Below are 25,304 nucleotides of genomic sequence, written 5' to 3'. Positions count from 1 at the left end.
CACTTTTTAGTCCATTCCCAAGGGGAAATTTTACTCACACCTGTGTGTTGCGTAGGATAACTGCACCACATGATGTGAGTATTATTGAAGAAGTTTAAAGAATAAACGCACTCTTTGTGCTGGCAAGATAGCCAATGGCAAGTAGAGATGCTGTTGCCCCAATCAATGCAGGGATTTGTTTTGATTTATGTTTTGACTTTGCAATCACAAACCCCAGACCAATATATCCCACCACTAATATGATTTTTTCCATCAGCCACGGCTGAGAAGATGGTTTCATACCCAATGTCACAGCTAAATAGACCGCAGACACAAGCAACAGCGTATCCACACCATGACTGGAAATAAATACCAGTTTATTTTTTGCAAGCTTGCCCGTTGCTAGACGCGACACTGAACGGGTGTAAAACAAGACAATACTGAGTACTGCAAACACCATATGGGTATGCTTTAGAGCTAAATAATCCACGTTCACCTCATTGCTTATCTGGATAACGCGCAAGAATGGCTTCAAGGTCGTCAATAATGTCGTTAAATACGGAAACTAATTTAGGGTCAAAGTGTTTACCGCTTTGATTATTAACCTCTTTAACAACCTCAGGTAAGTCCCATGCTTCCTTATAGCAGCGTCTGTGACGCAACGCATCATACACATCAGCCATCGCAACAATGCGGCCGAACACATGTATATCCTCGCCTTTTGTGCCTTTGGGGTAACCAGTGCCATCCCACTTCTCATGGTGGTCTCTGGCAATTAACGCGCCGGCATTGACTATTTCGCGTTTAGAATCTCGCAATAGCTGATAGCCCTTTTTAGCGTGGCTTTGCATGACCGTCCACTCTTGCTCATCCAGCTTGGCTGGTTTATTTAAAATCGCATCTGGAATACCGACCTTACCGACATCATGCAGCGGTGAAGCAATGCGAACTAAATCCGCTTCTCGATTGCCGAGCCCATACCCAACAGCAAGTGCGTGACAGATATGCGCAACACGTTTTACGTGATTGCCAGACTCCGTTGAGCGCATCTCTAATGCCTCACTTAGACGGTATACCAGCTCTTGTTGCGTGTCTTCAATTTCCGCTTGTAACTGCACGTTTTCATATGCAAGTTGTACGTTTTGAGAAAAAATTTCGATTAAATGCTTTTGCGTATCGGTTAAGAACTCCGGGATCCCAGAGACAAATAACATAGATGCGTGATTGTACTCACTTGAGCAATACGAAAATAAGTAATTGTCTTTGTAAACAATACTTTTTTCATTCAGCGCCTTTTTGCACGCTTGTATTTGCTCTTCATTCAAAACATCTTCAATCGGTTTACCTTCACTCTTTGCAAACTCACCACGGCCAGTAAACACCACTAGGTCTTCGCTACAGGTATCTGGTTCATTGCTGGCCACCAAAGAAGTAGCATACATGGCTTCATCAACCGTGCCCAATAACGAAGTCAGCTGTTGCATCACCCCTTCGATAAATTGCTCAATTGAGTGCGTTGCAAAAATATCCCGAGATGCGGTAATGATTTTCTCAAGACCTTGACGAGACTGGTCGATAGACAAAATATCGCGGTAAGAACGCAAACTAGACATCACCACAGTAAAGAGCTTTTGAGCGGTCAGTTCAGTTTTCGATTTGTAATCATTGATATCGTAGTTCACGATAACTTGTCGCTCAGGAGCCTGACCTGGTTGCCCTGTCCTGAGGATAATACGAATATTATTATTTTTAGCCGTTTCGCGAATATACTGGGCGACTTTTAAACCCGCATCATCGGTTTCCATCACCACATCTAGCAGCACTATGGCTGCATCAGGGTGGTCGGTCACCACTTGTTTCGCTTCCTCTCCTGAGTATGCACTGAGAAACTCAAGCTTCTTCTTTTGAAACTCGAAGTCACTTAACGCCAGCTTGGTGACAGCATGTACTTCTGGTTCATCATCAACAATGATGACTTTCCAAGTGCCACTTTGCTCCGTTTCTATGACATCAGTCGGCTCATCTGAAAACAAAAAATCATCCATAGAGAGTCCTTAACGCTTGTTTGACGCGGGCTATAATTTAAAAATATTTAATGCATTCAACGCATCACTAAGGCATCTGTGCCAAAGTTACTCTATCACAGCCTGCCATATCTTTTATTGTAAGTATATTGCGATAGTTCATTTGTGCAAAAATCTCTCTTACACCGCCGCCTTGCTCAAAACCATGTTCTACCAATATAAAGCCGCCTGAGCTCAGGTATTCTCTCGCTTGCGAAGCAATATGACGTATATCTGCATAGCCATTTTCCTCAGCGACCAAAGCAGAGAGAGGTTCAAAGCGCACATCCCCTTGTGACAGATGTATGTCATCATTTTCAATATACGGGGGATTGCTGACAATCAGATCAAATTGCTGAGCAGGCACATTTGAAAACCAATCACTTTGCACAATAGTGACATTGTTCAGTGCATGTCTCTGCTGGTTACGTCTTGCCAACGCAACGGCATCCTGTGAGTAATCGACAGCCCACACCTGCCAAGTCGGCATTTCACTCGCTAATGACAAGGCTATCGCACCAGTACCGGTTCCTAGATCCAACACCTTTGCAGTCTGAGGCAAGGCGAGACCAAGGGCATATTCAACTAATGTTTCGGTATCAGGCCTTGGGATCAAAGTACTGTTATTGACATAGAACGGGAGACTCCAAAACTCTCTTTCTCCGGTAATATGTGCAACCGGTTCGCCATGCAGCCGCCTTGCAATATGGTCTTTAAACAATTGATGATGGTTGTCTGATAACTCGGCTTCAGGCCAAGTAAACAAATAACTGCGAGGCTTATCTAGAATGTGTAGTAACAGGACTTCTGCGTCAAGTTTAGGGGAATCTGAGTGTTCAATTAGCTGCTGAGTTGCCCAAGCGATTGCTTGGGCATTGGAGATAGGGCTCACCTTAATCATCACCTATCGCAGCCAATAGGTCTGCTTGGTGCTCAAGAAGAAGCGGGTCAATAATCGCGCCAAGCTCACCACCAACCACTTCATTTAAACGATATAAAGTTAAATTGATACGGTGATCCGTAATACGACCTTGAGGATAGTTATATGTACGAATACGCTCAGAGCGGTCACCACTACCCACTAAGTTACGACGCTCGCTCGCCTCAGCTGCTTGGCGTTTTTCGTCTTCAGCCTGCTGCAATCGCGCTCCAAGTACAGATAATGCTTTAGCACGGTTTTTATGCTGAGAACGCTCATCCTGACATTCAACAACAACCCCTGTTGGAATATGGGTTATACGAATTGCCGAGTCTGTTTTGTTAACGTGCTGACCACCGGCACCTGACGCTCTAAACGTATCAACCTTTAGATCAGAAGGGTTAATCTCGATGGCTTCTGCCTCAGGGATTTCAGCCATCACAGCAACAGTACACGCTGATGTATGAACACGACCTTGTGATTCCGTCTCTGGAACACGTTGTACACGGTGCGCGCCTGATTCAAACTTCAACTTGCCATACACACCATCACCTTTGATGTTAGCAATCACTTCTTTATAACCGCCATGCTCACCTTCATTGGCACTCACGACCTCTACTTGCCATTTTTGCGTTTCCGCGTAGCGGCTGTACATACGGAATAAGTCACCTGCAAAAATTGCGGCCTCATCACCACCGGTACCCGCACGTACTTCTAGGTAGACATTATTATCGTCTTTTGGATCTTTTGGCAGCATCAGTACTTGTAGCTGATCTTCTAACTCAACAATCGCCGCTTTGGCTTCTTTGTATTCTTCTTGCGCCATTTCACGCATATCAGGATCTGAATCCTTTAGCATCTCTTCTGCTGTAGCGACATCTTCTTGTGCTTGCTGATAAGCAGTAAATGTTTTTACAACATCTTCAAGCTCTGAGTATTCTTTAGAAAGTGCGCGAAAGCGGTTCTGATCGCCAATCACTTCTGGATCGCCTAGCATCGCTTCCACTTCTTCATGACGCTCAACTAGGGTTTCTAACTTACGATAGACAGACTCTTTCATCTAAATTTTATTCCTGTTCAATACCTAATGCCTGCTTAAGTACCATCAATCGCTCCATATCCCCTTCTTTTGCGGCTTTTTGAATCGCGTGCGTTGGGGCATGAGTGAGTCGATTGGTTAGCTTATTTGCTAGTTCAAGCAAGACTTTTTCTGAATCTTTACCCGATTGTAGCTGATTTACAGCCTTTTCCACGAGCTCTAATTTTATTTCTTGTGCTGATGTTCTGTACTGGCGGATCACATCAACCGATTTTAAAGAGCGCTGCCAATCTGCAAACTCTCTGGTTTTATCATCAATGATCGCCTGTGCTTGTGTTGCCGCCTGTTCGCGGCTGGCGATATTTTCATTGACGATGGCCTGTAGGTCATCCACCGTATATAAGTACGCAGCGTCCAATTCATTAACTTGGCTTTCAATGTCTCTTGGCACTGCAATATCGACGAACAACATAGGACGATACTTTCTTTGCTTTAATGCTTGTTCAACCACCCCTTTACCAATTATTGGTAGGGTGCTCGCTGTTGAGCTTATCACGATATCCGCATGCTGTAATTCGTCAGGCAGTTGAGCGAGAGAGATCACATCTCCACCAATTTCTTCGGCCAAATTTTTTGCCCGTTCGATAGTTCGATTGGCAACGGTAATATGCTGTGGATGATGTTGAGATAAATGTTTAGCAACTAATTCTATGGTTTCACCCGCACCGATTAACAAGACTTTGGTTTTATCGAGCTTACCGTAAATATGCTTAGCAAGATTTACGGCCGCATAAGCCACTGAGACGGCACTGGCACCAATCTCTGTCTCTGTTCGAACTTGCTTGGCAACCGAGAACGTTTTTTGAAATAACCGCTCGAACATGGGCTGGATCACATGATGGTGTTTCGAGCTATTATAAGCTTGCTTTATCTGACCAAGGATCTGTGGCTCACCCAATACTAAAGAGTCTAAACCACAAGCAACTCGCATCAAATGGTTTACGGCATCTTGATTTTGATGGATATACACATTGTCTGCTAACTCTTGTTGCGAGATATCATGGAAATTTGCCAGCCAACCGAGAAGTGCTTGGGAATTGTCATTGTCGAGGCTACAATAAATTTCGGTACGGTTACAGGTAGACACAATCACAGATTCATGAAATTCTGATAACTGATTGAGCTGCTCCAAAGCACGAGACAATTGCTCGGGTGAAAAAGCGACTTTTTCACGTAATTCGACGGAAGCGGTTTTGTGATTAATACCAAGTGCGATGATGGTCATAAATGCCAGTGTTGCCCAAGCCCTGCTTTAAAGCGGCCAATTTTACCAAAAATCAATCGAATATGGAAAGTAAGGAACCTCATTTGAAACAATTTCATTTGATTTTGCTCATGTTTTTTTTGTTTCTAGGCGGATGTGCGCAGTCTCCACGGCACCCGGTTCAGGGACAAGCAACGTTAAACACCCTTGCCGAGTTCAATAAATGGCAAGCACGAGGCAAAATCGCCTTTATCGCACCCGATGACAGACAGTCGGTCAACTTTAATTGGCAATACACAAATAAAAAGCAAGCGCTTACCTTAACCAGCTTCATTGGTACTCAAGTATTAAAACTGATGGAACTAGATCAATATAGTGAACTGGTTGTAGATGGCAAGTCTTATACAGGGCCCGAAAGCGCCGCCCTCATTCAACGTATCAGTGGTTGGCAACTGCCAATAACGCAAGCGCCAAACTGGTTCACTGCAACTCGCTTTGAAGATGGCTATGAACTCAACAAAGCGGGCAATATCCAACAAGCCAGTTGGCAGGACGAGCAAGGACAAATGTGGACCATCAATTATCAACGTTACCGAAATTTCAATGGCCTCACGCTACCTGCTAGGCTGACACTCACACATCAAGATATTACAATTAAAATTCAAATTAATGCATGGCAGTTCGATCCACAATGACCAAACTCACTTTAACAGCACCCGCGAAGCTCAATCTCTTTTTACATATTAATAGTCGAAGAGCAGATGGCTATCATGAACTTGAAAGCGTCTTTACCATGCTCGACTTCGGTGATGAGCTCTGTTTCGAATTGACTGAGCAAGATGACATCTGCATTGACGGTGATGTGGCGGGGATCAATCGCGACGATAACCTGATTTATAAAGCGGCCAATGCACTTTTACCCCATCGAACAGTAAAAAAAGGGGTAAACGTACATTTAACGAAACACTTACCTATGGGCGGAGGAGTTGGGGGAGGCTCATCTGATGCGGCGACGACCCTACTTGCCTTAAACACGCTTTGGGAATGTAAACTGTCACTGCAAGCACTGGCAACAATCGGCTTAAAACTAGGCGCAGATGTGCCCGTATTTGTACATGGTAAAACCGCGCTAGCCCAAGGTGTTGGGGAAGTTTTGACCCCTTTCGACTATCCTGAAAAGTGGTATTTAGTGGTGGCGCCAGGTGTACATGTAAGTACCGTAAAAGTGTTCACAGATCCGGACCTACCTCGCAGCACTCCGAAACTAAAAACCCCTTGGCAAATGGCTGATACACACAATGACTGCGAAGAGTTAGTTAAAAAGCTTTACCCTGAGGTTGAAAAGACCCTGACGTGGTTGCTAAAATATGCGCCGTCAAGAATGACTGGAACTGGAAGTTGTTGTTTTGCAGTTTTTGATGACGAGCAATCAGCACTGCGTGTACTCCAGCAAATGCCGTCATCTTGGCAAGGCTTTGTAGCCAAAAGTGCACGTGAGTCGATCACTCACAAGCAATTAGCTACGTGGCTAAACAAAGAGAAGTAAATTAGTTTAAGTTAGCCTGTATCGACTGTGCTATTTTAGTCTTTGCATGTTAGTCCAAAAATTCAGTGCCTGAGGAACCCTACCGTGCCCGACATGAAGCTCTTCGCTGGTAACGCAACACCCGAGCTAGCTCAAAAAGTTGCAAAACGTTTATTTATTGAGTTAGGTGATGCCGTTGTAGGCCGTTTTAGTGACGGTGAGATCAGCGTTCAAATCAATGAAAATGTACGTGGTTCAGACGTCTTTATTATTCAATCAACTTGTGCACCAACAAACGATAACCTGATGGAACTCATCGTTATGGTTGATGCGCTTCGTCGTGCTTCTGCTGGTCGTATTACAGCAGTCATTCCATACTTTGGCTATGCACGTCAAGACCGCCGCGTTCGTTCAGCACGTGTGCCTATTACTGCAAAAGTAGTCGCGGATTTCCTATCAAGTGTAGGTGTTGACCGCGTATTAACTGTGGATCTGCATGCAGAACAAATCCAAGGCTTCTTCGATGTCCCAGTAGATAATGTATTTGGTAGCCCAGTACTTATCGAAGACATGAAAGAGCGTGATTTCGACGATGTCGTTGTTGTCTCACCAGACATTGGTGGCGTAGTACGTGCGCGTGCTATTGCAAAACTACTTGACGACAAAGACCTTGCAATTATTGACAAGCGTCGCCCTCAAGCAAACGTATCACAAGTAATGCACATCATCGGTGACGTAGAAGGCCGTGACTGCATTATCGTTGACGATATGATTGATACAGGTGGTACGTTATGTAAAGCAGCTGCTGCGCTTAAAGAGCACGGTGCTAAGCGTGTATTTGCTTATGCAACTCACCCAGTGTTATCTGGTAACGCTGCTGAGAATTTACGTAACTCAGTCATCGACGAAGTCATCGTAACAGACTCTATTCCATTGTCTGACGAGCTTCGCGCAATCGATAAGGTTAAAGTACTAACCTTAGCTGACATGATGGCAGAAACTATTCGCCGTATCAGCAACGAAGAATCAATCTCGGCAATGTTTGAACATTAATTCATTGCAAGATTAAATAAAAAAGCACCGTTTGGTGCTTTTTTATTGCTCTAATGGTTTTAATCTAGCCATGATAGTGCTATATTAGCGCGCCTTTTTTACCTACTGGGCAGACAAAATTTGTTAGCTTGATAGGTATACGCCAGAAAATTTGGTCGCGAGTTTTCTGACATTATTAACTTTATATATTTTGGAGACAGTTATGTCACAATACGTTTTAGACGCTGAAGTACGCGTAGAATTAGGTACTGGTGCGAGCCGCCGCCTACGTCGCGCTGATAAAGTTCCTGCAATCCTTTACGGTGCGGGCAAAGAAGTTGTTTCTCTTACTCTAGATCACAACAAAGTGATCCACATGCAAGAAGACGAAGGTTTCTACACTCACATCCTTACGCTAAACATTGGCGGTGAGTCTGTTGAAGCTATCGTTAAAGACATCCAGCGTCACCCGTACAAGCCTAAGATCACTCACTTAGACTTCCAACGTGTTGATGCTTCTCAGAAGATCCACACTAAAGTACCAGTACACTTCATCAACGAAGACGCTGCTACTAAAGGCGGTAACACTGTTGCTCACCACGTAACAGAAATCGAAATCACATGTCTACCAGCTCAACTTCCTGAGTTCGTAGAAGTTGATGTTGCTGCAATCGCTGTAGGTGCAACTGTACACCTATCTGACGTTGCACTACCTGCAGGTGTTGTTTCAGTAGAACTAGCTAAAGGTGCGGACCACGACCAAGCTGTTGTTACTTTAAACGCTCCTAAAGGCGCTGCTTCTGAAGAAGAAGCTGAAGAAGCAGCTGAGTAATTTTTAAGGTGTTAACACCTTGAATAATATTCAAATGCTTGTGGGCCTGGCTAATCCAGGCCCCGAATATGCAAACACTCGTCACAATGCCGGTGCGTGGTTCATAGAAGAACTGGCAAAACGCTACAATTGCATTCTCAAACCTGACTCTAAGTACCATGGCCTTACGGGCAAAGTACTCATCAATAATCAAGAATTCAAATTGCTTATTCCTACCACTTATATGAATTTAAGTGGCAAAGCGGTCTCAAGCCTCGCAAACTTTTTTAAAATTCCAGCTGAAAACATTCTCGTTGCACACGACGAAATGGATATGGACCCTGGTATCGCCAAAATTAAAAAAGGCGGTGGTCATGGTGGGCATAATGGCTTGAAAGACATTATTTCTAAGCTTGGCAATAACAAAGAATTTATGCGCTTACGAATAGGCATTGGTCACCCGGGTCACCGAGACAAGGTCACGGGCTGGGTATTAGGTAAAGCACCAAAAGCTGACCAAGAAAAAATTGATGCGGTCGTTGATGAAGCGGTTCGTTGCATGGAAATTTTAGCGAAAGACGGTGTGTTAAAAGCACAAAACAGACTACATTCATTTAAGCCGTAAAGTATTTTTATACGGCAACAATTTGATTAACTGAAGGTTCAAAATTATGGGTTTTAAATGTGGCATTGTGGGTTTACCAAACGTTGGTAAATCAACCCTATTTAATGCATTAACTAAAGCGGGGATCGAAGCCGCAAACTTTCCGTTTTGTACAATCGAACCAAACACAGGCGTTGTTGCCGTTCCGGATCCTCGTCTAGACCAACTGGCTGCGATTGTTAATCCACAAAAGACCATCGCAACAACGATGGAATTTGTTGATATTGCCGGTCTGGTAAAAGGCGCATCAAAAGGTGAAGGTCTTGGTAACCAGTTTTTAGCAAATATCCGCGAAACAGATGCCATTGGCCATGTTGTTCGCTGCTTTGAAGATGAAAATATCGTACACGTGTCGGGTCAAGTAAACCCTGCTGATGATATTGACGTTATCAACACTGAGCTTGTTTTATCAGATATGGAAGCCGCAGATCGCGCAGCTCAACGTAATGCTAAAAAAGCAAAAGGCGGCGATAAAGAAGCTAAATTCCAAAACGATGTATTAGAAAAAGTTAAAGCACACCTTGATGAAGGCCTAACACTGCGTTCTTTAGAGCTAACTAAGGAAGAGCTTGCAGCTATCAAGCCGCTTAACTTCTTAACGATCAAACCGACAATGTATATCGCCAACGTCACAGAAGATGGTTTTGAAAACAACCCATTCTTAGACAAAGTACGTGAAATTGCAGCAGCTGAAGACGCCGTTGTGATCCCTGTATGTGCGGCGATTGAATCAGAGCTGTCTGAACTTGAAGAAGAAGACAAGCTTGAGTTCATGGCTGATCTTGGTCTTGAAGAGCCTGGCCTGAACTTAGTGATCCGCGGCGGTTACGAGCTTCTTAAATTACAAACCTACTTTACAGCAGGTGTAAAAGAAGTGCGCGCATGGACCATTCCTGTTGGCGCAACTGCACCACAAGCTGCTGGTAAAATTCACACTGACTTTGAGCGTGGCTTTATTCGTGCACAGACTATTGGGTTTGATGACTACATTGAATACCAAGGTGAAAGCGGTGCAAAAGACGCAGGTAAAATGCGTCAAGAAGGTAAAGATTACATTGTAAAAGATGGCGACGTGATGAACTTCTTGTTCAACGTTTAATGACCTCTTTTATATAATGACTAAAAAAGCCCTCATTCAGGGCTTTTTTTGTACCCGATCGACGCTTTTATCTATTCAAAAACGCCCCTGTTGCGCTTTTTACCTTAAAAGGTACAAAGCATGCCTATATTTTTTAACCTTGGTTGTTGTCGATAATTGTACTTTCCTGTTTGTTTTGGTATAAAAACAGGCCGTTTCGCTTAATTTATCTGCAAACAATCTGTGATACGAAATTTTTTCGAAAAAAGGTGTTGACGGCATGGGGGCATATACGCATAATACGCCCCGCACCAGCGATGGTGATGAACGAAAAAGAGATGGCTATGTAGCTCAGCTGGTTAGAGCACATCACTCATAATGATGGGGTCCCCTGTTCAAATCAGGGCATAGCCACCATGCTTTTTCAAGTTGATTAGCAACGTTAAAACTAACTACCTTAATGTGCGGGAGTGGCGGAATTGGTAGACGCGCTGGATTTAGGTTCCAGTATCTTCGGATGTGAGAGTTCAAGTCTCTCCTTCCGCACCATGTTCTTAAAGTTTGAACTAAAACAACTTTGACTACCTTTGTTGGAGTATCGCCAAGCGGTAAGGCAGCGGGTTTTGATCCCGCCATTCCCAGGTTCAAATCCTGGTACTCCAGCCAATGGCTATGTAGCTCAGCTGGTTAGAGCACATCACTCATAATGATGGGGTCCCCTGTTCAAATCAGGGCATAGCCACCATTTTCTTTATAAGAAAATACATGCGGGAGTGGCGGAATTGGTAGACGCGCTGGATTTAGGTTCCAGTATCTTCGGATGTGAGAGTTCAAGTCTCTCCTTCCGCACCATGTTCTTAAAGTTTGAACTAAAACAACTTTAACTACCTTTGTTGGAGTATCGCCAAGCGGTAAGGCAGCGGGTTTTGATCCCGCCATTCCCAGGTTCAAATCCTGGTACTCCAGCCATCTCTTTATGAGATAACTCTATGCGGGAGTGGCGGAATTGGTAGACGCGCTGGATTTAGGTTCCAGTATCTTCGGATGTGAGAGTTCAAGTCTCTCCTTCCGCACCATGTTCTTAAAGTTTGAACTAAAACAACTTTAACTACCTTTGTTGGAGTATCGCCAAGCGGTAAGGCAGCGGGTTTTGATCCCGCCATTCCCAGGTTCAAATCCTGGTACTCCAGCCATCTCTTTTTGAGATAACTCTATGCGGGAGTGGCGGAATTGGTAGACGCGCTGGATTTAGGTTCCAGTATCTTCGGATGTGAGAGTTCAAGTCTCTCCTTCCGCACCATGTTCTTAAAGTTTGAACTAAAATAACTTTGACTACCATTGTTGGAGTATCGCCAAGCGGTAAGGCAGCGGGTTTTGATCCCGCCATTCCCAGGTTCAAATCCTGGTACTCCAGCCAATTATCTACAAAGATAATTATTAAACATTGCGGAAGTGGCGGAATTGGTAGACGCGCTGGATTTAGGTTCCAGTATCTTCGGATGTGAGAGTTCAAGTCTCTCCTTCCGCACCATGTTTAATTAACCTCACTATTCTGTTAATTTCACCCCTCTATATTTTCTCCTATTTTTATTTGATTCCAATAGTCTCAGTTTAATTCCTTTGCTATTTCATCTACGCATAAAAAAGGAAGCCCGTAGCTCCCTTAACTTAACTAGTTCGCGGTTTTAACTAAATCAAAAGCTACCACCCATTGCATGCTTTAGCACTTCTCGTTTAATGGGACCCGCTTTATTCGCCACTTTTAATGCAAGACTGCGTAATGACTTAAGGGGCTTAATCTCATTTGAAAAGCCAAAATAGCAGGCGTCCATCATGCTCATCATTAATAAATTATCTTTTCGACGCATTTTTTCATACTGATGAAGACGAGCAAGCTCACCAACATCATCAAAGCCTTGCAAACATCCGCCAAGTGCTGCCACATCTTTAAAGCCAAGATTGACGCCCTGCCCCGCAAGCGGGTTTATCGTATGGGCCGCATCTCCAACTAACACCAAACGCCCTTTGCTATATTGGTTGGCATGTTGGCGCGCAAGTGGAAATACAGCGCTTTGTTCAACGGTAAAATCTCCCGGCAAGTCAAAAAAATGCGCCAGTATTTCTTGCTTTAACGCTTCATTTGATAACCCTTTTAAGCGTTTTAGTTCACTGCCATGGTGATACCAAATTAAATTAGCATAGGGTGCCTGCATGGGTAAAAATGCGATTGGACCTGTTGGTTTAAACTCTTGCCACGTTTTTACCTGTTGTGGTCCGTCAAGCTTAATCAGAATACCCATACAATGCTGCTGATATTGCCACCCCGTTACGCCAATGCCAGCAAGGCTTCGTAGCGCAGAGCGACCACCGTCAGCAGCAATCACTAAATCCGCGCTAAAACGCTGCTGAGGATACACTAGGTCAATGCTACTTAAGTGCTGCTCAATCGCCACAGGTGTGTCAGTGACCGTTTCAACTTGAATGTGATTGTCTTCAAACTGCGACCACAGCGACGCTTGAATAATGCTATTCTCGACCAAATGGCCTAAATGAGACGTCGATACATCGGCTCTATCAAACACCAAATGCTCGCTGCCTCGCTCATACGCCTCTAACTGATGATAAGGCGCATTGCGACTTGCTCTTATCAATGGCATTGCGCCGAGTTTATCTAATAACGCTTCTGAAAAACGGTTGATGGCAGAGACCCGAATGTCCACATGCTCGCCCTCAAGTATCGCTTTCGGATCTATGGGATTATTTTCTATCACAGTGACCTGACATCCTTGACGAGCAAGCTCCACCGCAGCCGCTGCGCCAACCATGCCGCCACCGACTATCAACACGTTATTTTTCATAAATTTGCCTAAATTAGCTGGTGTAATTACATTGTATCTTAATTAGTGAAAAAAAGATCTCTTTGCCTGATTGTAGTCGAATAATTACAACCGTCCTTGATCCCCATTTTGAAAGATGAAATCTATACTTGGCTAGTGACTATAGGTCAGATAAAATACGCCTCTTTTTAAGCTATTTTAGTAAGTGTTTGCCAGTTATTGGGGTATTTTTCACAACTGGCAAGGCGTTGTGCTGATCATCGAATTGAAAACGAGGCTTTATTTCAATGGGTAAAAAATTGCATATCAAAACCTGGGGCTGTCAAATGAACGAGTATGACTCCCAGAAAATGGCGGATCTGCTTGATGCCACTAATGGCTATCAGCTGACAGAAGAAGCTGATCAGGCGGATGTGATCCTACTCAATACGTGTTCAATTCGTGAGAAGGCACAAGAGAAAGTATTCCACCAGTTGGGTCGCTGGAAGTTATTAAAAGAAGATAACCCTGATTTGGTTATCGGTGTAGGTGGGTGTGTAGCATCGCAAGAAGGTGACACAATCCGTCAACGTGCACCATTTGTTGATATCGTATTCGGTCCGCAAACACTGCACCGTTTACCTGAAATGATCAAGCAAGTGCAAAGCAAAGAAGGCTCAGTGGTCGATATCTCTTTCCCTGAGATTGAAAAGTTTGACCGTCTACCAGAGCCAAAAGCAGAAGGCCCTACGGCGTTCGTATCAATTATGGAAGGCTGCTCTAAATATTGTACTTTCTGTGTTGTACCTTACACGCGTGGTGAGGAAGTAAGCCGTCCATTAGACGATGTTATTTTAGAAGTGGCGCAGCTTGCAGAGCAAGGCGTGCGTGAAGTGAACTTACTGGGTCAAAACGTAAACGCTTATCGCGGTGAAATGCACGATGGTGAAGTGTGCTACTTCTCTGATCTACTGCGTTATGTGGCTGCGATTGATGGTATTGACCGTATTCGTTATACCACGTCACACCCTGTTGAGTTTACGCCTGACATCATCGAAGCCTACGCAGACGTGCCTGAGCTTGTTGATCACCTGCACTTGCCGGTACAAAGTGGTTCTGACCGTGTACTTAATCTGATGAAACGTGGCCATACTGCGCTTGAATACAAGTCGACTATCCGTAAGCTACGTAAGATCCGTCCAAACCTAAGCATGAGTTCAGACTTCATCATTGGTTTCCCAGGCGAAAGCAAAGCAGACTTCGAAGAAACCATGAACCTTATCAATGCAATTGGCTTTGATATGAGTTTCAGCTTCATTTACTCAGCGCGTCCAGGTACCCCTGCGGCAGACTTACCAGATGATGTACCAGAGCAAGAAAAGAAAGAGCGGTTGTACCTATTACAAAATCGTATCAACCAAATGGCGCAAGATATCAGCCGTAAAATGTTTGATACTGAACAACGTATTCTTGTTGAAGGTCCTTCGAAGAAGAACCCAATGGAACTGCGTGGACGTACAGAAAACAACCGTGTAGTGAACTTTGAAGGTCCACACTCAGTGATCGGTCAGTTTGTTGATGTGCGTATTACAGAGGCGCTACCAAACTCATTGCGTGGTGAATTGATCCGAACTGAGGCTGAAATGGACTTGCGACGTGATGTTGCACCGTCTGATATCCTGAGTCGTGCACCGTCAGAACCAGAAGCTAATGAGATTGGTGTTGCAACCTTTACACCATAAAACACTTGTTTTGCGCCAGCACTTTGCTGGCGCAATCAATCTTAGGAAGTCATTTTGAGCAATCAAGTAAAAAATATTGAGTTTTATCTAGAACCTGCCGACAACAACCGTCTCTCCTCTCTTTGTGGTCCTTTTGACGATAATCTAAAACAAATTGAACGCCGTCTAGGTGTTGAGGTCGCACACAGAGATAACTGGTTCAAAGTAACAGGTAATCAAGTTACAGCTAAAGCTGCTGTTGATATTATAAAGTCTCTGTATGTTGATACTCAGCCAGTGAAAGGCAAAGCCAAAGACATAGAGCCTGACAATGTTCATCTCGCCATCACCGAAGCAAATTGCCTTGAGCAAGATGCCCCAAATGTATGGGAAAAAGAAGTTTTCATTAAAACTCGCCGTGGTGTTGTCAAACCACGTAACCCAAATCAAAGCCAATATGTGGCAAATATCTTAACGCATGACATCAGTTTTGGTATTGGACCTGCGGGCACAGGTAAAACTTACCTTGCCGTTGCGGCCGCGGTCGATGCGCTAGAAAGGCAAGAGATCAGACGTATTCTTCTCACGCGTCCAGCCGTAGAAGCCGGCGAAAAACTGGGATTTTTACCCGGTGATTTAACGCAGAAAATAGACCCTTACTTGCGCCCTTTGTACGACGCGTTATTTGAGATGTTGGGCTTTGAAAAAGTTGAACGCTTGATTGAAAAAAATGTCATAGAAGTAGCACCGCTGGCATACATGCGTGGTAGAACTTTGAACGACGCCTTTATCATTTTGGATGAAAGCCAAAACACCACCACAGAACAGATGAAAATGTTCCTAACGCGTATCGGGTTTAATTCAAAAGCCGTGATCACAGGGGATATTACGCAGGTCGACTTACCGAGAGGCGCACGTTCAGGTCTTCGTCATGCCATTGAAGTACTCAGCAATGTCGATGAAATTTCATTTAACTTCTTTAAGTCTCACGATGTCGTTCGTCATCCAGTTGTGGCACGAATTGTGGAAGCCTATGAAGCTAAAGAAGAGCAAGAGCGTCAAGAAAAAGTCGCGAAGCAAAAAGCGAAACAGCAAGCTGCTGAACAACAAGGTCCAGAGTCATGAGTGTCGATGTAGATTTACAGCTCGCCTGTGAGTTTGACAATTTACCCAATGAACAGCAATTTCAAAATTGGGCCGAAAAAGCACTTTTGCCGTATAGAGAATACGTCGAAGTGACCATTCGCATTGCTGACGAGGCAGAGAGCCAAGAGCTTAATAGCCAGTACCGCGGAAAAGACAAACCAACCAATGTGTTGTCTTTTCCATTTGAAGCACCGCCAGGCATTGAATTGCCGTTAGTCGGTGACTTAATTATCTGTCCTCAGGTGGTTTTTCGTGAGGCACAGGAACAAGAAAAAACGTTCCATGATCATTTTGCACATATGGTCATCCATGGGTGCTTGCATTTATTGGGCTTTGACCATATAAATGAACAAGACGCCATGGAAATGGAAAGTCTGGAAAAAGAATTTTTAGCCGATCTGGGCATTTCAGACCCGTATCGTGATGACATTAACTAATTGGAGTAAAGAACTACAATGAGCGACGATAACTCGCAAAGTAGCCAGGGTTCTTCTAGCAGAAACTGGCTGGGACGCATCACTCAGATGCTGCAAGGGGAACCCCAAAACAAAGAAGAGTTGGTAGAAGTTATTGCTGACGCTCAAGAGCGAGCACTTATCGACCCTGAGACTAAGGAAATGATGGAAGGCGTATTGAGCGTCTCTGAACTTAAGGTTCGCGATATCATGATCCCTCGCTCTCAGATGATAACGCTAGATATCGAGCAAGACTTGGAGTCTCAACTCCCTGCTATGGTGGAGTCTAGTCACTCTCGCTTCCCTGTGGTATGCGAAGACAAAGACCACGTAGAAGGTATTTTGCTTGCAAAAGATCTCTTGCCCCTGATAGTGCAGCAGAATGGCGCACTACCTGCGATTAAAGAGTACTTGCGTCCGGCTATTGTAGTACCAGAAAGTAAACGTGTAGACACTTTACTCAACGAGTTTAGACAAAAACGCTACCATATGGCGATTGTTATTGATGAATATGGCGGCGTATCAGGCCTTGTCACTATCGAAGATATCCTTGAAACCATCGTCGGTGAGATTGAGGATGAACATGATGATGAAGGCGAGCAACAAGATATTCGTCAACTGTCAAAGCATGTGTTTAATGTACAAGCGTTAACACAGCTTGAAGAATTCAATGAATTCTTTAAGACAGATTATGATACACAAGAAGCTGACACCATTGGTGGTATTATCCTGCATGCATTTGGTCATATGCCAAGCAAAGGAGAAACCATTGATGTAGGACCGCTACAATTCAAGGTAACCAATTCAGATAACCGCCGTATATTGCAACTTCAAGTCACTGTTCCAAAAACAGAGCATGTTGAAGACACCACTGAATAAACTCACCGCATTTGCAAAAGATAAAAACGCATGGCTTGCTCTCATTGCTGGCTGTGCGCTTACTTTTGCATACGCCCCTTTTGGCATATGGCCACTGACATTTATCTGCCTTGCCATTGCCTTTTATGTCACAGATCAACCCACCCCTAAGCAAGCTGCCAAATACGGCTTTTTATTTGGCTTTGGCTGGTTTGCGCTGGGTATAAGCTGGGTGCATGTCTCTATTGCACAGTTTGGCGGATTGCCCATTGTGCTGTCGCTCATGGCCATGGCGATGTTATGTGCGTACTTAGCACTTTACCCAGCTTTGGCATTTGCGTTTGCGACCCGCTACAGTAAACACCCCTGGCAGCGATTCGCCCTCTTAATAAGTGGTTTTGCCATCACTGAATATTTAAGAGGCACACTCTTAACGGGCTTCCCATGGCTCAGTTTTGGCTATACGCTTACTGACTCACCACTCAATACATTGGCACCCTGGATAGGTGAATTTGGCTTAACCGTATTGTGTGTCATCATCGCCTACTCACTTTATTGGTTGGTATATTATAAACAATATAAAGCAGCTCTCATGACGATGCTGCCTGTTTGTATCGCTTATTTATTATCGATGCAAAACACAGATACCAAATATACGGGTCAGCAATTAAAGACCTTACTGGTGCAAGGAAACATAGCGCAAAGCCTGCGTTGGGAACCCGAACAGTTTTGGCCTACCATGTCTAAATACCAAGACATGACCAGACCAAACTGGGCGGATGTTGATTTGGTTGTTTGGCCAGAGGCCGCAATCCCTGAGATTGAAGATTATGCGTTTGATTATTTGGTCAACTTAGACAAAGCCGCCGCTTTTAACAATACCGCCTTGATCACGGGCATTCCTGACTATCAATTCGACACACGCAATGTATACAACACCCTGATAGTGCTTGGTAAAAAACATCAAGATGATACCGAAGGGCAATATCAGTATTTGCACAGAAACCGCTATCAGAAGCACCAGTTGTTACCAATCGGTGAGTTTGTCCCCTTTGAGGACTTACTTAGACCCTTAGCCCCCCTATTTGATTTGCCCATGTCGTCATTTTCTCGCGGAGATGCGGTGCAAAATAACCTACTTGCCAATGGCATTCACGTGTTGCCAGCAATTTGCTACGAAATTGCTTTTAGTGAGCTTGTCAGAGGCAATTATACCGCCTCATCAGACATATTATTTACCGTGAGTAATGATGCGTGGTTTGGCGACTCGCATGGGCCACATCAACACATGCAGATTGCCAGAATGCGTGCTTTGGAATTGCAAAGGCCGATGGTAAGAGTCACAAACAATGGCATAAGTGGGGTATATGATCCTATTTCAAACCAACAGGTCACCATAGCCCAGTTTACCAGTGGTATTCTCAGTACAGATTTAAAACTGATATCCGGCCATAGTTTTTTTAGTCAGCATGGTCATACACCAGTTTGGATTTTAGTCGGTATTTTATTGCTACTGGTGTTAGTAATTAATAGTAAAAGTTACTTATCATCAAAAATGGAAAAGGCATTTTTTTAATGCCTTTGACTTTACTCCCCTTCGATATGCGCTTCAAAATGGTGCAAATTCAGAAACACAGCCCATTTTTGGCGCATTTGGTACACACCTAATAAAACTAACTTATTGAAATTATTAACCTTATATAACTGGCATTATTCTTTCTTGCTCAGAGGTTCACGATAACGACAAAGTCAATTAGGGAACCCAACTTGTTAAACAACACACCAAAACTCGTACAAGCCGTTTATATGGTGAGCAAACATGGATTGAGCATTAGCGATATCGCCGAGACTTATCAAATATCTAAGCAAGCGTTATATCGCGCGGTACGTGCGCACAATACCAGTCAAACCCAACAACTAAACAAGCTTTATAAACAAAAAGAAAAGTTATTACAGCAATTAAATGCGCTAGAAGCTGACATCGAACAGCTCAATAAGGGCTGCTAACATGCTCACAATCAAACAACTTAATACCCTAGATTTAAATGCGTATACTCAGCTGTGTACACTGCTAATAGATTGTATTGAGCAGGGCGCATCCCTAGGCTTTCATGCGCCAGCCAACCCCGACATTTTGCAGCAATATTGGCAATCAGTCGCCCAAGCAATGGCCAATAAAGAGCGCCAGCTCTTTGCGCTTTATCAAGGAGAGCGCTTAATGGCAGCGGTACAGCTCTCATTGTGTATGAAGGAAAATGGTCAACATCGAGCTGAAGTCGAAAAGTTGCTGGTTCATCCCAACACACAGCGTAAGGGCTATGCCACCATATTAATGCGCCATATGGAACTCAGCGCATTGGAAAATAAACGAACATTACTAGTTTTAGATACCCAAAGTGGCGATAAAGCGGAGCTATTCTATCAAGCCATTGGTTACACAAAAGTTGGAGAGATCCCCTGCTATGTTACTGATAAATGTGGTCAACTGCATAGCACCAGTTACTATTACAAATATCTTGATAGTCGTGAGTCTCAATCAATGTAAATTGAATGCAAATGACATGTGCAGTACACAATTTATTCATCGCTCAAGTTTAATCTGTTTATCACCAACTCTGGTACCCATTAAACTTAAGGAAGAATCAATGAAAACACAGACTTTAAGTGCTTTAATCAGCTTGTGCATGCTTGGCAGCACCTTCACTGCGCAAGCAAAAGTCTTTATTTGTTCAGGTATTGTGACAAAGGTTGTGTCTAAAGACGGCAATTTTGAAGTGCAATATAAAAACCCCCACACGGGGGACCTGATGGCACCCGTCTGGATTTATGACACCCATACATACTTACTCGGTCCAGTATTAAAAGCCATTGAAGAAGGTGAAAAATACGCGACTGAATATGTACTTGTACTAGAGAACAGAGAAGACGGAGACACGCATTGCTGGGACGGTAATACTGATAACGCACTGATCGCAATTGCGAAAAGATAAAAACCATTACACTGTGTATTTTAGGCCTTCTTATTATGTTCAGGGGGCGATTAATAAAAAGTAAACTCCTGAATAAAGCGACTCGTCATGACTTCACGGTAAGTAGGAGCGCGTTAATACACACCTGCCTATGCACAAATTAAATACACAGTTAAGCTATGTATTCCTAAATAAGCAGATGCGATGCGACTTTAAGTCCAGCATGAGCGAGTGTTTAGGATGATTATTGCGACTGAGGTCTAAGACCAAGCTTTCAGGCTCGCTTTGATACTTTATTTTCGTTCACACTAAATGCCGTGATTTGCATCAAAACAAACACTCAGTGCCAGCCTCCTGATGTCCTGATATCTTCATGATCAGACAAGACACTATAAAACGATAAAATACTGGCAGCAATCGCTGCCAGTTACACTTTTATTGTGAACACTTCATTTTTAGCGTTATTTTTGTTTTTCCAAAATCAGTCCTAATTAATAAAAAGCGCTAGGACCAATAAAGAATTAAAACATCACACCACCATCACTGTAATAGTATGTGGCGTCAGCACACCAATTGACATCTTTCCATGTGTAGTCTTTATAATAAATTCTATCTACACACCCTGTTACTTCACCTTCACCGCTGCGCACATCGACGATACAAGTGGTAGATGTACATGTGCCGCCTCTGACATTACGATATTGACCTCGGAATACCCAATCAACTCTAGCAACCGGTTTTGAGGCATTTACTTTAAACACAACTGCAGGCGCAAAACCCGGATAGTGCTCGCCACCCCAACAATTGCCTTGTCTATATTGATCATAAGCCATCGTATCGACATAACATGATACAGAGCTTGCAAAGCTGTTGAACGATAAGACGCCAGCAGCGACTGCCATAAGATATCTTTTTTTCATTTTAAATATTCCTTATATACCCGTTAGATTGTTCACAATTGATAAACACAATTGCTACAATCACTGTATGAAAAATATGCAACCTTGCCAAGCCTAGACGCGCAATTTATGAAAAAATTTATCGCAAGATCAGCACTTCAAAGGCACTTACCCCCTCTTTGAATAAATAAAAAATACCTATAGTAGGATATAAAATTAATTTTATTTGTTTACAAAAAAACAATTACAGTTATAGACATATAATAAACTCAATTAAAATCAGCGCATGTAAATATCCCCAGTAAATAACCCAAGCATATAAAAACATTTTAATTAAATTTAAAAACCACAACTAGATTGGCACCTTACTTGCTTATATACTATAAACAGTTTCAATCTATAAAAATTAACAAGGAAAATGTTATGCAACCTATCGCTGGTGGTTTAATGGATATCTATTTTGGCTACAATGGCCGAGTAGGTGACGTGCAAGGCGCAAAAAAAGATATACAGGAATTTCAAAGACTTGCAAAAACAGCCGACACTCCTGAGCAAAGAGAAAGATACGCACAAGCCGCTTTACAAGTCAAAAATGAAATCTTGCCACAAATGCAAGAAGAAATGGAGCAATTAGGGAAGCAACTTGGATTAAACTCTGGACAAATCGGCTCAACAATTAATAAGGAAGATTTAATAACCGATAATTTGTCTTTTAAAAAGGGACGCGGTGATATACTATCTTTGGTAACTGCTTATCAACCTGGCAGTTATTATTCAAATAAAACATAAAGGAATTATTAATGTTGAAAAAAGGTATTTTAGTCGCATCCGCCCTTTTAAGTCATGCAGCGCTCGCCAATATTCAAGTGACTGTTGAAAATGATTATCGCAGTGGTGAGGTCGTATTAACCAGTAAAGATGTACAAACATCAACATATGCTCCGGCTCCTGCAAGTACGATACGCGCCAACTCTTCTGAACGTTTCTCTGTATATAGCAACTACCCTACTGTTGTACGTTTAGTTGACTTGGAGTATAGCTTTGGTACGAGTTCCATCTCACCAAGATGTCACTTCCGATTTGTTGTTATGAAAGATTACAGAAGCGGCAAAATGCTTCCGCAAGAAGTCATTGCAGAAAGTGAAGGCGGCTCATACCGTGATAAAGCGGTATGCTCTGGCAAGCTAACATCATTCGATTTAAACTCGGGTAATGCTGCGGTAACATTCTCAATTAACCGCCGTAAGTTCTAAACCCAAACGCCTACAAAAGATTAAAGCGCTTATATCTGGCGCTTTTTTAGAACCTTTTCAGTAAAATACAACTCGGCGATAAAGAGGATCACAGACCACCAGCTAAATCAATAAACGTGCCTGTTGCATAACTTGCTTCATCTGATAGCAACCAGGCAATTGCGTTAGCGACTTCTACGCTGGTACCCCCGCGTTTTAGTGGCAACAAGTCTGCGACTCTATCCACACGATTAGGCTCACCACCATCCGCGTGAATATCGGTATAAATACAACCGGGGCGTACACCATTGACGCGTATTCCCTCTGCTGCCAGTTCCAATGATAAACCTTTCGTAAAGCTATCGATGGCGCCTTTTGACGCTGCATAGTCCACATACTCATTCGCACCGCCCAAATAAGATGCTGCCGATGACACATTTACAATGGCACATTGTTGGCCTGTATCACTCTGGCGCATGTGCTTAATCGCCTCGCGCGCGCAGATAAAGTATGGCGTCACATTTTGCGTTAGCATCCAATTAATCCGCTCAGCGGTCATTTCTTCGACCCGCATTTGCTGGGTCAAGACACCGGCATTATTGACTAAATGAGTGACTGGACCAAAGTGCTTTTCTACCGATTGGAATAACGCCACCACTTGCTGCTCTTCACTGATGTCGGCCTGAAAGCACGCAGCTTTGCCACCAGCGTCTATAATATCTTGTTTAACTTGCTGCGCAGCATGATGGTTTGATTTAAAGTTAATCGCAACAGCATACCCTTGCTGCGCAAGCTTCTTTGCTGTTGCAGCACCAATACCTCGACTGCCACCCGTGATCAATACAACCTTCATATGTACTCCTTAATATCAACCAGCTATGCCAGTCGTTCTGATGAATATACTCGCATACTAAAGCGCATTCCCCCCTTGGCGGTAACGCAATTACAGCAGGCATAAAATCCAAAAAGGCGATAAAAAAACAAAGCATCAAACTCACTCACCGAGTGTATAAACTAACATAACCCTGTATTTAAAGTCTTGATCGATGCGTGAATAAGCTCGCTAACGGACTACTAGAATTAAGTAAAAAATACCCCTCCAGATTTTCAAAAGCTTCATAAAAACGCATAAAAACCCGTTTACAAAACCTTTATTAAAAAAATAATAAAAACAAAGCAACAACACAATTTAATAAATTATCACTATTTAAAAATAGCATTTTTCAAATAGAATAGTTCGGGTTAAAAATAAAGGAAATTAATATGAAAAAACTGGCTTTAGCTGCATCTCTTGTTTTGTTCTCAAGCTTATCTCAAGCACAATCAGCAACCGTTATAACAGCCGATAAGGTAGTAAAGGAAGTACGTGTCGAAGTATATCACGGTAACGCTTACTATTACTTCGCGTCAGTAGACAGTAATGAAGCTGACAAAAATGGGACCAATACTACATGGGAAGCGCCGGGTTGCCCAACTGCAATTTACGCGTATATTCCAGCAAGCTCGCCTGGTGCTGAGCGTATGTTTGACCTCGCTATGCATTCTAAAACAACCAATACCCCGCTTCAATTCCATGGTATCTGTGGTGATAACGAGGGCGAAAACATCTATATTCAAGCAAAGTACGCGACATTCTAACCGCTATTTTTCGTACAAGCCGCATAAAGCGGCTTGTTTTAACTCCCTCATAAACAGCTCAACATAACCGAGTCACCGCTTTGCTAGTATAGGTAAAATTGTGTGATGGCCTCACCGCTTAGGCCAACGATTGACGACCGAGCAATTCGCCATTCTGTTCGAGACGTTGAAAAACACAGCACCATCCATCATTGTGACGCACTTCAGACTTACTTCTGCGTTAAACAATCCACTTATGTCTGTCGTAAATTGGAGTTTTTTATGGGCTTTACGAGTTATCTCTTCGTTAAGTGTTCCCTATTATCCGCTAAGTGATTTCTATATGTGTGTATCTCTGATAGCAAAAAACTTTTTGACTTGGTCAGTGACTCGTCATTGATATATTAATGGATTAACCAAGTTCCTTTAAATTGCTTATACCAACGAATAACAACTGCCTTATCATTTAGATATTTTTCTTTTTTATCATCTACATAAAAAAATACAAAATACCTTAGCAAGCTGCAATAACGTCTCTTCAACTCACGCTCCTCAGTGAGACTAGCCCGTTTCTGTATCCTCTTCGCATAAAACTGCGCGCCTTACACACCGAGCTCAGCTGCGATAGGACTTGATATCCACCAAACTTACTTGTCTATTCCTTGCAATTTCCATAAAAAAAGCCATCCATGCTTTAATAGTCATCAAAGCATAGACGGCTTCTTACTCCATTCCCATATTGGAATGGGTGTCATGTATTTACTTCTAGGTAATCTGTATCTTTCCTAGTTTAATATCAGATTTCATAGACTCAAGAATATCAAGTGAATCTTCGATTAACTTTTCATTATCTTGAACAATATTTAAAAGCATTTTAAAAAACCAATCTAGAAGTTCCCCATTATCATCTGAGAACGGCTCTGGATAAAGAACGCATATTACAGCCCTTACAGCACAAAACTCTCTTTGCTCAATATTTGTAGAAGCTGAATTTGCATCGAGGAAATTCCAACACTCTACTCTAGCTGAGTCCAACATTTCGCTATTAACTGCCGCTTTCACCCAAAAATCATTAGCAACTTTCATACTTTGACTAGCAACTTTAGGGCATTCGTCTGAGATCAGCTTTAAGCAACGAAGCATTAAGATAATACAGTACTTATATTTATCAGCAGTAACATAAATTACTTCATCTATTAAATCATCAACTTTCATTA

General features: G+C 43.0%; 26 protein-coding genes and 11 tRNA genes. 28 read left to right on the top strand and 9 right to left on the bottom strand.

The features are described from left to right. Window positions 1-94: 94 nt before the first annotated feature. The 5 genes from JF50_RS05065 to hemA all read right to left on the bottom strand — a co-directional run bounded on the left by JF50_RS05065 (window position 95) and on the right by hemA (window position 5,285). The gene (locus tag JF50_RS05065) at window positions 95-469 is read right to left on the bottom strand and encodes a SirB2 family protein (protein WP_039608395.1); all 375 of its coding nucleotides are present in this window, start codon (window positions 467-469) and stop codon (window positions 95-97) included. A gap of 7 nt (window positions 470-476) precedes the next feature. After that, window positions 477-2,024, bottom strand: a complete 1,548-nt coding sequence (locus JF50_RS05060; protein WP_039608394.1) for a DUF3369 domain-containing protein — start codon at window positions 2,022-2,024, stop codon at window positions 477-479. A gap of 67 nt (window positions 2,025-2,091) precedes the next feature. Then, window positions 2,092-2,934 carry a peptide chain release factor N(5)-glutamine methyltransferase gene (prmC, locus tag JF50_RS05055; RefSeq protein ID WP_152614459.1) on the bottom strand — a complete coding sequence of 281 codons (843 nt, stop codon included), beginning with the start codon at window positions 2,932-2,934 and terminating at the stop codon, window positions 2,092-2,094. Between the two features lies 1 nt (window position 2,935). Next, a complete protein-coding gene (gene prfA, locus JF50_RS05050) occupies window positions 2,936-4,021 on the bottom strand; it encodes a peptide chain release factor 1 (protein WP_039608392.1) in 1,086 nt (361 codons plus the stop codon). 7 nt (window positions 4,022-4,028) lie between these two features. Next, window positions 4,029-5,285 carry a glutamyl-tRNA reductase gene (gene hemA, locus JF50_RS05045; RefSeq protein WP_039608391.1) on the bottom strand — a complete coding sequence of 419 codons (1,257 nt, stop codon included), beginning with the start codon at window positions 5,283-5,285 and terminating at the stop codon, window positions 4,029-4,031. 83 nt (window positions 5,286-5,368) lie between these two features. On the opposite strand from hemA, the gene lolB reads away from it, so the two are divergent. The 17 genes from lolB to JF50_RS04960 all read left to right on the top strand — a co-directional run bounded on the left by lolB (window position 5,369) and on the right by JF50_RS04960 (window position 11,905). Beyond that, window positions 5,369-5,959, top strand: coding sequence for a lipoprotein insertase outer membrane protein LolB (gene lolB, locus JF50_RS05040; protein ID WP_080760144.1), 591 nt, complete (start codon window positions 5,369-5,371; stop codon window positions 5,957-5,959). After that, the gene (gene ispE / locus JF50_RS05035; RefSeq protein WP_039608389.1) at window positions 5,956-6,810 is read left to right on the top strand and encodes a 4-(cytidine 5'-diphospho)-2-C-methyl-D-erythritol kinase; all 855 of its coding nucleotides are present in this window, start codon (window positions 5,956-5,958) and stop codon (window positions 6,808-6,810) included. The genes lolB and ispE overlap by 4 nt, the downstream gene beginning before the upstream one ends. Window positions 6,811-6,894: 84 nt before the next feature. Beyond that, entirely contained in the window at window positions 6,895-7,842 is a 948-nt protein-coding gene (locus JF50_RS05030) for a ribose-phosphate pyrophosphokinase (protein ID WP_023397324.1), read from the top strand. Between the two features lie 202 nt (window positions 7,843-8,044). Then, window positions 8,045-8,653, top strand: coding sequence for a 50S ribosomal protein L25/general stress protein Ctc (locus JF50_RS05025; protein WP_039608388.1), 609 nt, complete (start codon window positions 8,045-8,047; stop codon window positions 8,651-8,653). A 19-nt stretch (window positions 8,654-8,672) separates the two neighbouring features. Continuing rightward, complete coding sequence (gene pth / locus JF50_RS05020) at window positions 8,673-9,257, top strand: aminoacyl-tRNA hydrolase (protein WP_039608387.1); 585 nt, start codon at window positions 8,673-8,675, stop codon at window positions 9,255-9,257. Between the two features lie 46 nt (window positions 9,258-9,303). Continuing rightward, window positions 9,304-10,395 (top strand): redox-regulated ATPase YchF, encoded by a 1,092-nt coding sequence (gene ychF / locus JF50_RS05015; protein WP_039608386.1) that lies wholly within the window; start codon window positions 9,304-9,306, stop codon window positions 10,393-10,395. Between the two features lie 319 nt (window positions 10,396-10,714). Beyond that, window positions 10,715-10,791: transfer RNA gene (locus tag JF50_RS05010), tRNA-Met, on the top strand. Between the two features lie 47 nt (window positions 10,792-10,838). Further along, a tRNA-Leu gene (locus JF50_RS05005) sits at window positions 10,839-10,923 on the top strand. Window positions 10,924-10,965: 42 nt separating this feature from the next. Further along, window positions 10,966-11,040, top strand: a tRNA-Gln gene (locus JF50_RS05000). Window positions 11,041-11,042: 2 nt separating this feature from the next. Next, a tRNA-Met gene (locus JF50_RS04995) sits at window positions 11,043-11,119 on the top strand. A gap of 22 nt (window positions 11,120-11,141) precedes the next feature. Further along, window positions 11,142-11,226: transfer RNA gene (locus tag JF50_RS04990), tRNA-Leu, on the top strand. Window positions 11,227-11,268: 42 nt separating this feature from the next. Next, window positions 11,269-11,343: transfer RNA gene (locus JF50_RS04985), tRNA-Gln, on the top strand. A gap of 22 nt (window positions 11,344-11,365) precedes the next feature. Then, a tRNA-Leu gene (locus tag JF50_RS04980) sits at window positions 11,366-11,450 on the top strand. 42 nt (window positions 11,451-11,492) lie between these two features. Then, window positions 11,493-11,567, top strand: a tRNA-Gln gene (locus JF50_RS04975). A gap of 22 nt (window positions 11,568-11,589) precedes the next feature. Then, a tRNA-Leu gene (locus JF50_RS04970) sits at window positions 11,590-11,674 on the top strand. Window positions 11,675-11,716: 42 nt separating this feature from the next. Beyond that, a tRNA-Gln gene (locus JF50_RS04965) sits at window positions 11,717-11,791 on the top strand. A gap of 29 nt (window positions 11,792-11,820) precedes the next feature. Beyond that, window positions 11,821-11,905: transfer RNA gene (locus tag JF50_RS04960), tRNA-Leu, on the top strand. Between the two features lie 163 nt (window positions 11,906-12,068). On the opposite strand, the gene JF50_RS04955 is transcribed toward JF50_RS04960, so the two are convergent. Beyond that, window positions 12,069-13,232, bottom strand: coding sequence for an FAD-dependent oxidoreductase (locus tag JF50_RS04955; protein WP_039608385.1), 1,164 nt, complete (start codon window positions 13,230-13,232; stop codon window positions 12,069-12,071). Between the two features lie 266 nt (window positions 13,233-13,498). Here JF50_RS04955 and miaB point away from each other — a divergent pair, with 266 nt between their 5' ends. The 8 genes from miaB (at window position 13,499) to JF50_RS04915 (ending at window position 20,360) form a co-directional block, all read left to right on the top strand. Beyond that, entirely contained in the window at window positions 13,499-14,932 is a 1,434-nt protein-coding gene (miaB, locus tag JF50_RS04950; protein ID WP_039608384.1) for a tRNA (N6-isopentenyl adenosine(37)-C2)-methylthiotransferase MiaB, read from the top strand. Window positions 14,933-14,986: 54 nt separating this feature from the next. Further along, the gene (locus JF50_RS04945) at window positions 14,987-16,036 is read left to right on the top strand and encodes a PhoH family protein (RefSeq protein WP_039608383.1); all 1,050 of its coding nucleotides are present in this window, start codon (window positions 14,987-14,989) and stop codon (window positions 16,034-16,036) included. Next, window positions 16,033-16,494 (top strand): rRNA maturation RNase YbeY, encoded by a 462-nt coding sequence (gene ybeY, locus JF50_RS04940; protein WP_039608382.1) that lies wholly within the window; start codon window positions 16,033-16,035, stop codon window positions 16,492-16,494. The genes JF50_RS04945 and ybeY overlap by 4 nt, the downstream gene beginning before the upstream one ends. A gap of 18 nt (window positions 16,495-16,512) precedes the next feature. Further along, entirely contained in the window at window positions 16,513-17,391 is an 879-nt protein-coding gene (gene corC, locus JF50_RS04935; RefSeq protein WP_039608381.1) for a CNNM family magnesium/cobalt transport protein CorC, read from the top strand. Continuing rightward, a complete protein-coding gene (gene lnt, locus JF50_RS04930; RefSeq protein ID WP_039608380.1) occupies window positions 17,369-18,946 on the top strand; it encodes an apolipoprotein N-acyltransferase in 1,578 nt (525 codons plus the stop codon). Before corC ends, lnt begins: the two co-directional genes overlap by 23 nt. A gap of 191 nt (window positions 18,947-19,137) precedes the next feature. Continuing rightward, entirely contained in the window at window positions 19,138-19,377 is a 240-nt protein-coding gene (locus JF50_RS04925; RefSeq protein WP_039608379.1) for a helix-turn-helix domain-containing protein, read from the top strand. A gap of 1 nt (window position 19,378) precedes the next feature. After that, window positions 19,379-19,915, top strand: a complete 537-nt coding sequence (locus JF50_RS04920; RefSeq protein WP_039608378.1) for a GNAT family N-acetyltransferase — start codon at window positions 19,379-19,381, stop codon at window positions 19,913-19,915. A gap of 100 nt (window positions 19,916-20,015) precedes the next feature. Further along, on the top strand, window positions 20,016-20,360 hold the full coding sequence (locus JF50_RS04915; protein WP_039608377.1) for a hypothetical protein: 345 nt from the start codon (window positions 20,016-20,018) through the stop codon (window positions 20,358-20,360). 500 nt (window positions 20,361-20,860) lie between these two features. On the opposite strand, the gene JF50_RS04910 is transcribed toward JF50_RS04915, so the two are convergent. Continuing rightward, window positions 20,861-21,259: a hypothetical protein gene (locus tag JF50_RS04910; RefSeq protein ID WP_039608376.1), complete on the bottom strand. Its 399-nt coding sequence runs from the start codon at window positions 21,257-21,259 to the stop codon at window positions 20,861-20,863. 402 nt (window positions 21,260-21,661) lie between these two features. Between JF50_RS04910 and JF50_RS04905 the strand changes: the two genes are divergently transcribed. Further along, window positions 21,662-22,027 carry a hypothetical protein gene (locus JF50_RS04905; protein WP_039608375.1) on the top strand — a complete coding sequence of 122 codons (366 nt, stop codon included), beginning with the start codon at window positions 21,662-21,664 and terminating at the stop codon, window positions 22,025-22,027. Window positions 22,028-22,038: 11 nt separating this feature from the next. Further along, the gene (locus JF50_RS04900) at window positions 22,039-22,491 is read left to right on the top strand and encodes a hypothetical protein (protein WP_039608374.1); all 453 of its coding nucleotides are present in this window, start codon (window positions 22,039-22,041) and stop codon (window positions 22,489-22,491) included. Window positions 22,492-22,579: 88 nt separating this feature from the next. On the opposite strand, the gene JF50_RS04895 is transcribed toward JF50_RS04900, so the two are convergent. Continuing rightward, window positions 22,580-23,323: an SDR family NAD(P)-dependent oxidoreductase gene (locus JF50_RS04895; protein WP_039608373.1), complete on the bottom strand. Its 744-nt coding sequence runs from the start codon at window positions 23,321-23,323 to the stop codon at window positions 22,580-22,582. A gap of 410 nt (window positions 23,324-23,733) precedes the next feature. Here JF50_RS04895 and JF50_RS04890 point away from each other — a divergent pair, with 410 nt between their 5' ends. Beyond that, window positions 23,734-24,108 (top strand): hypothetical protein, encoded by a 375-nt coding sequence (locus JF50_RS04890; RefSeq protein WP_039608372.1) that lies wholly within the window; start codon window positions 23,734-23,736, stop codon window positions 24,106-24,108. A gap of 744 nt (window positions 24,109-24,852) precedes the next feature. Here the strand turns inward: JF50_RS04890 and JF50_RS04885 are convergent. Continuing rightward, window positions 24,853-25,302: a hypothetical protein gene (locus JF50_RS04885; RefSeq protein ID WP_039608371.1), complete on the bottom strand. Its 450-nt coding sequence runs from the start codon at window positions 25,300-25,302 to the stop codon at window positions 24,853-24,855. Between the last annotated feature and the right edge of the window lie 2 nt (window positions 25,303-25,304).

This window comes from Pseudoalteromonas luteoviolacea, assembly GCF_000814765.1.
Classification (GTDB): domain Bacteria; phylum Pseudomonadota; class Gammaproteobacteria; order Enterobacterales; family Alteromonadaceae; genus Pseudoalteromonas; species Pseudoalteromonas luteoviolacea_H.
The sequence above is the reverse complement of the archived record's forward strand: the minus strand, read 5'-3'. Positions and strand labels throughout refer to the sequence as shown.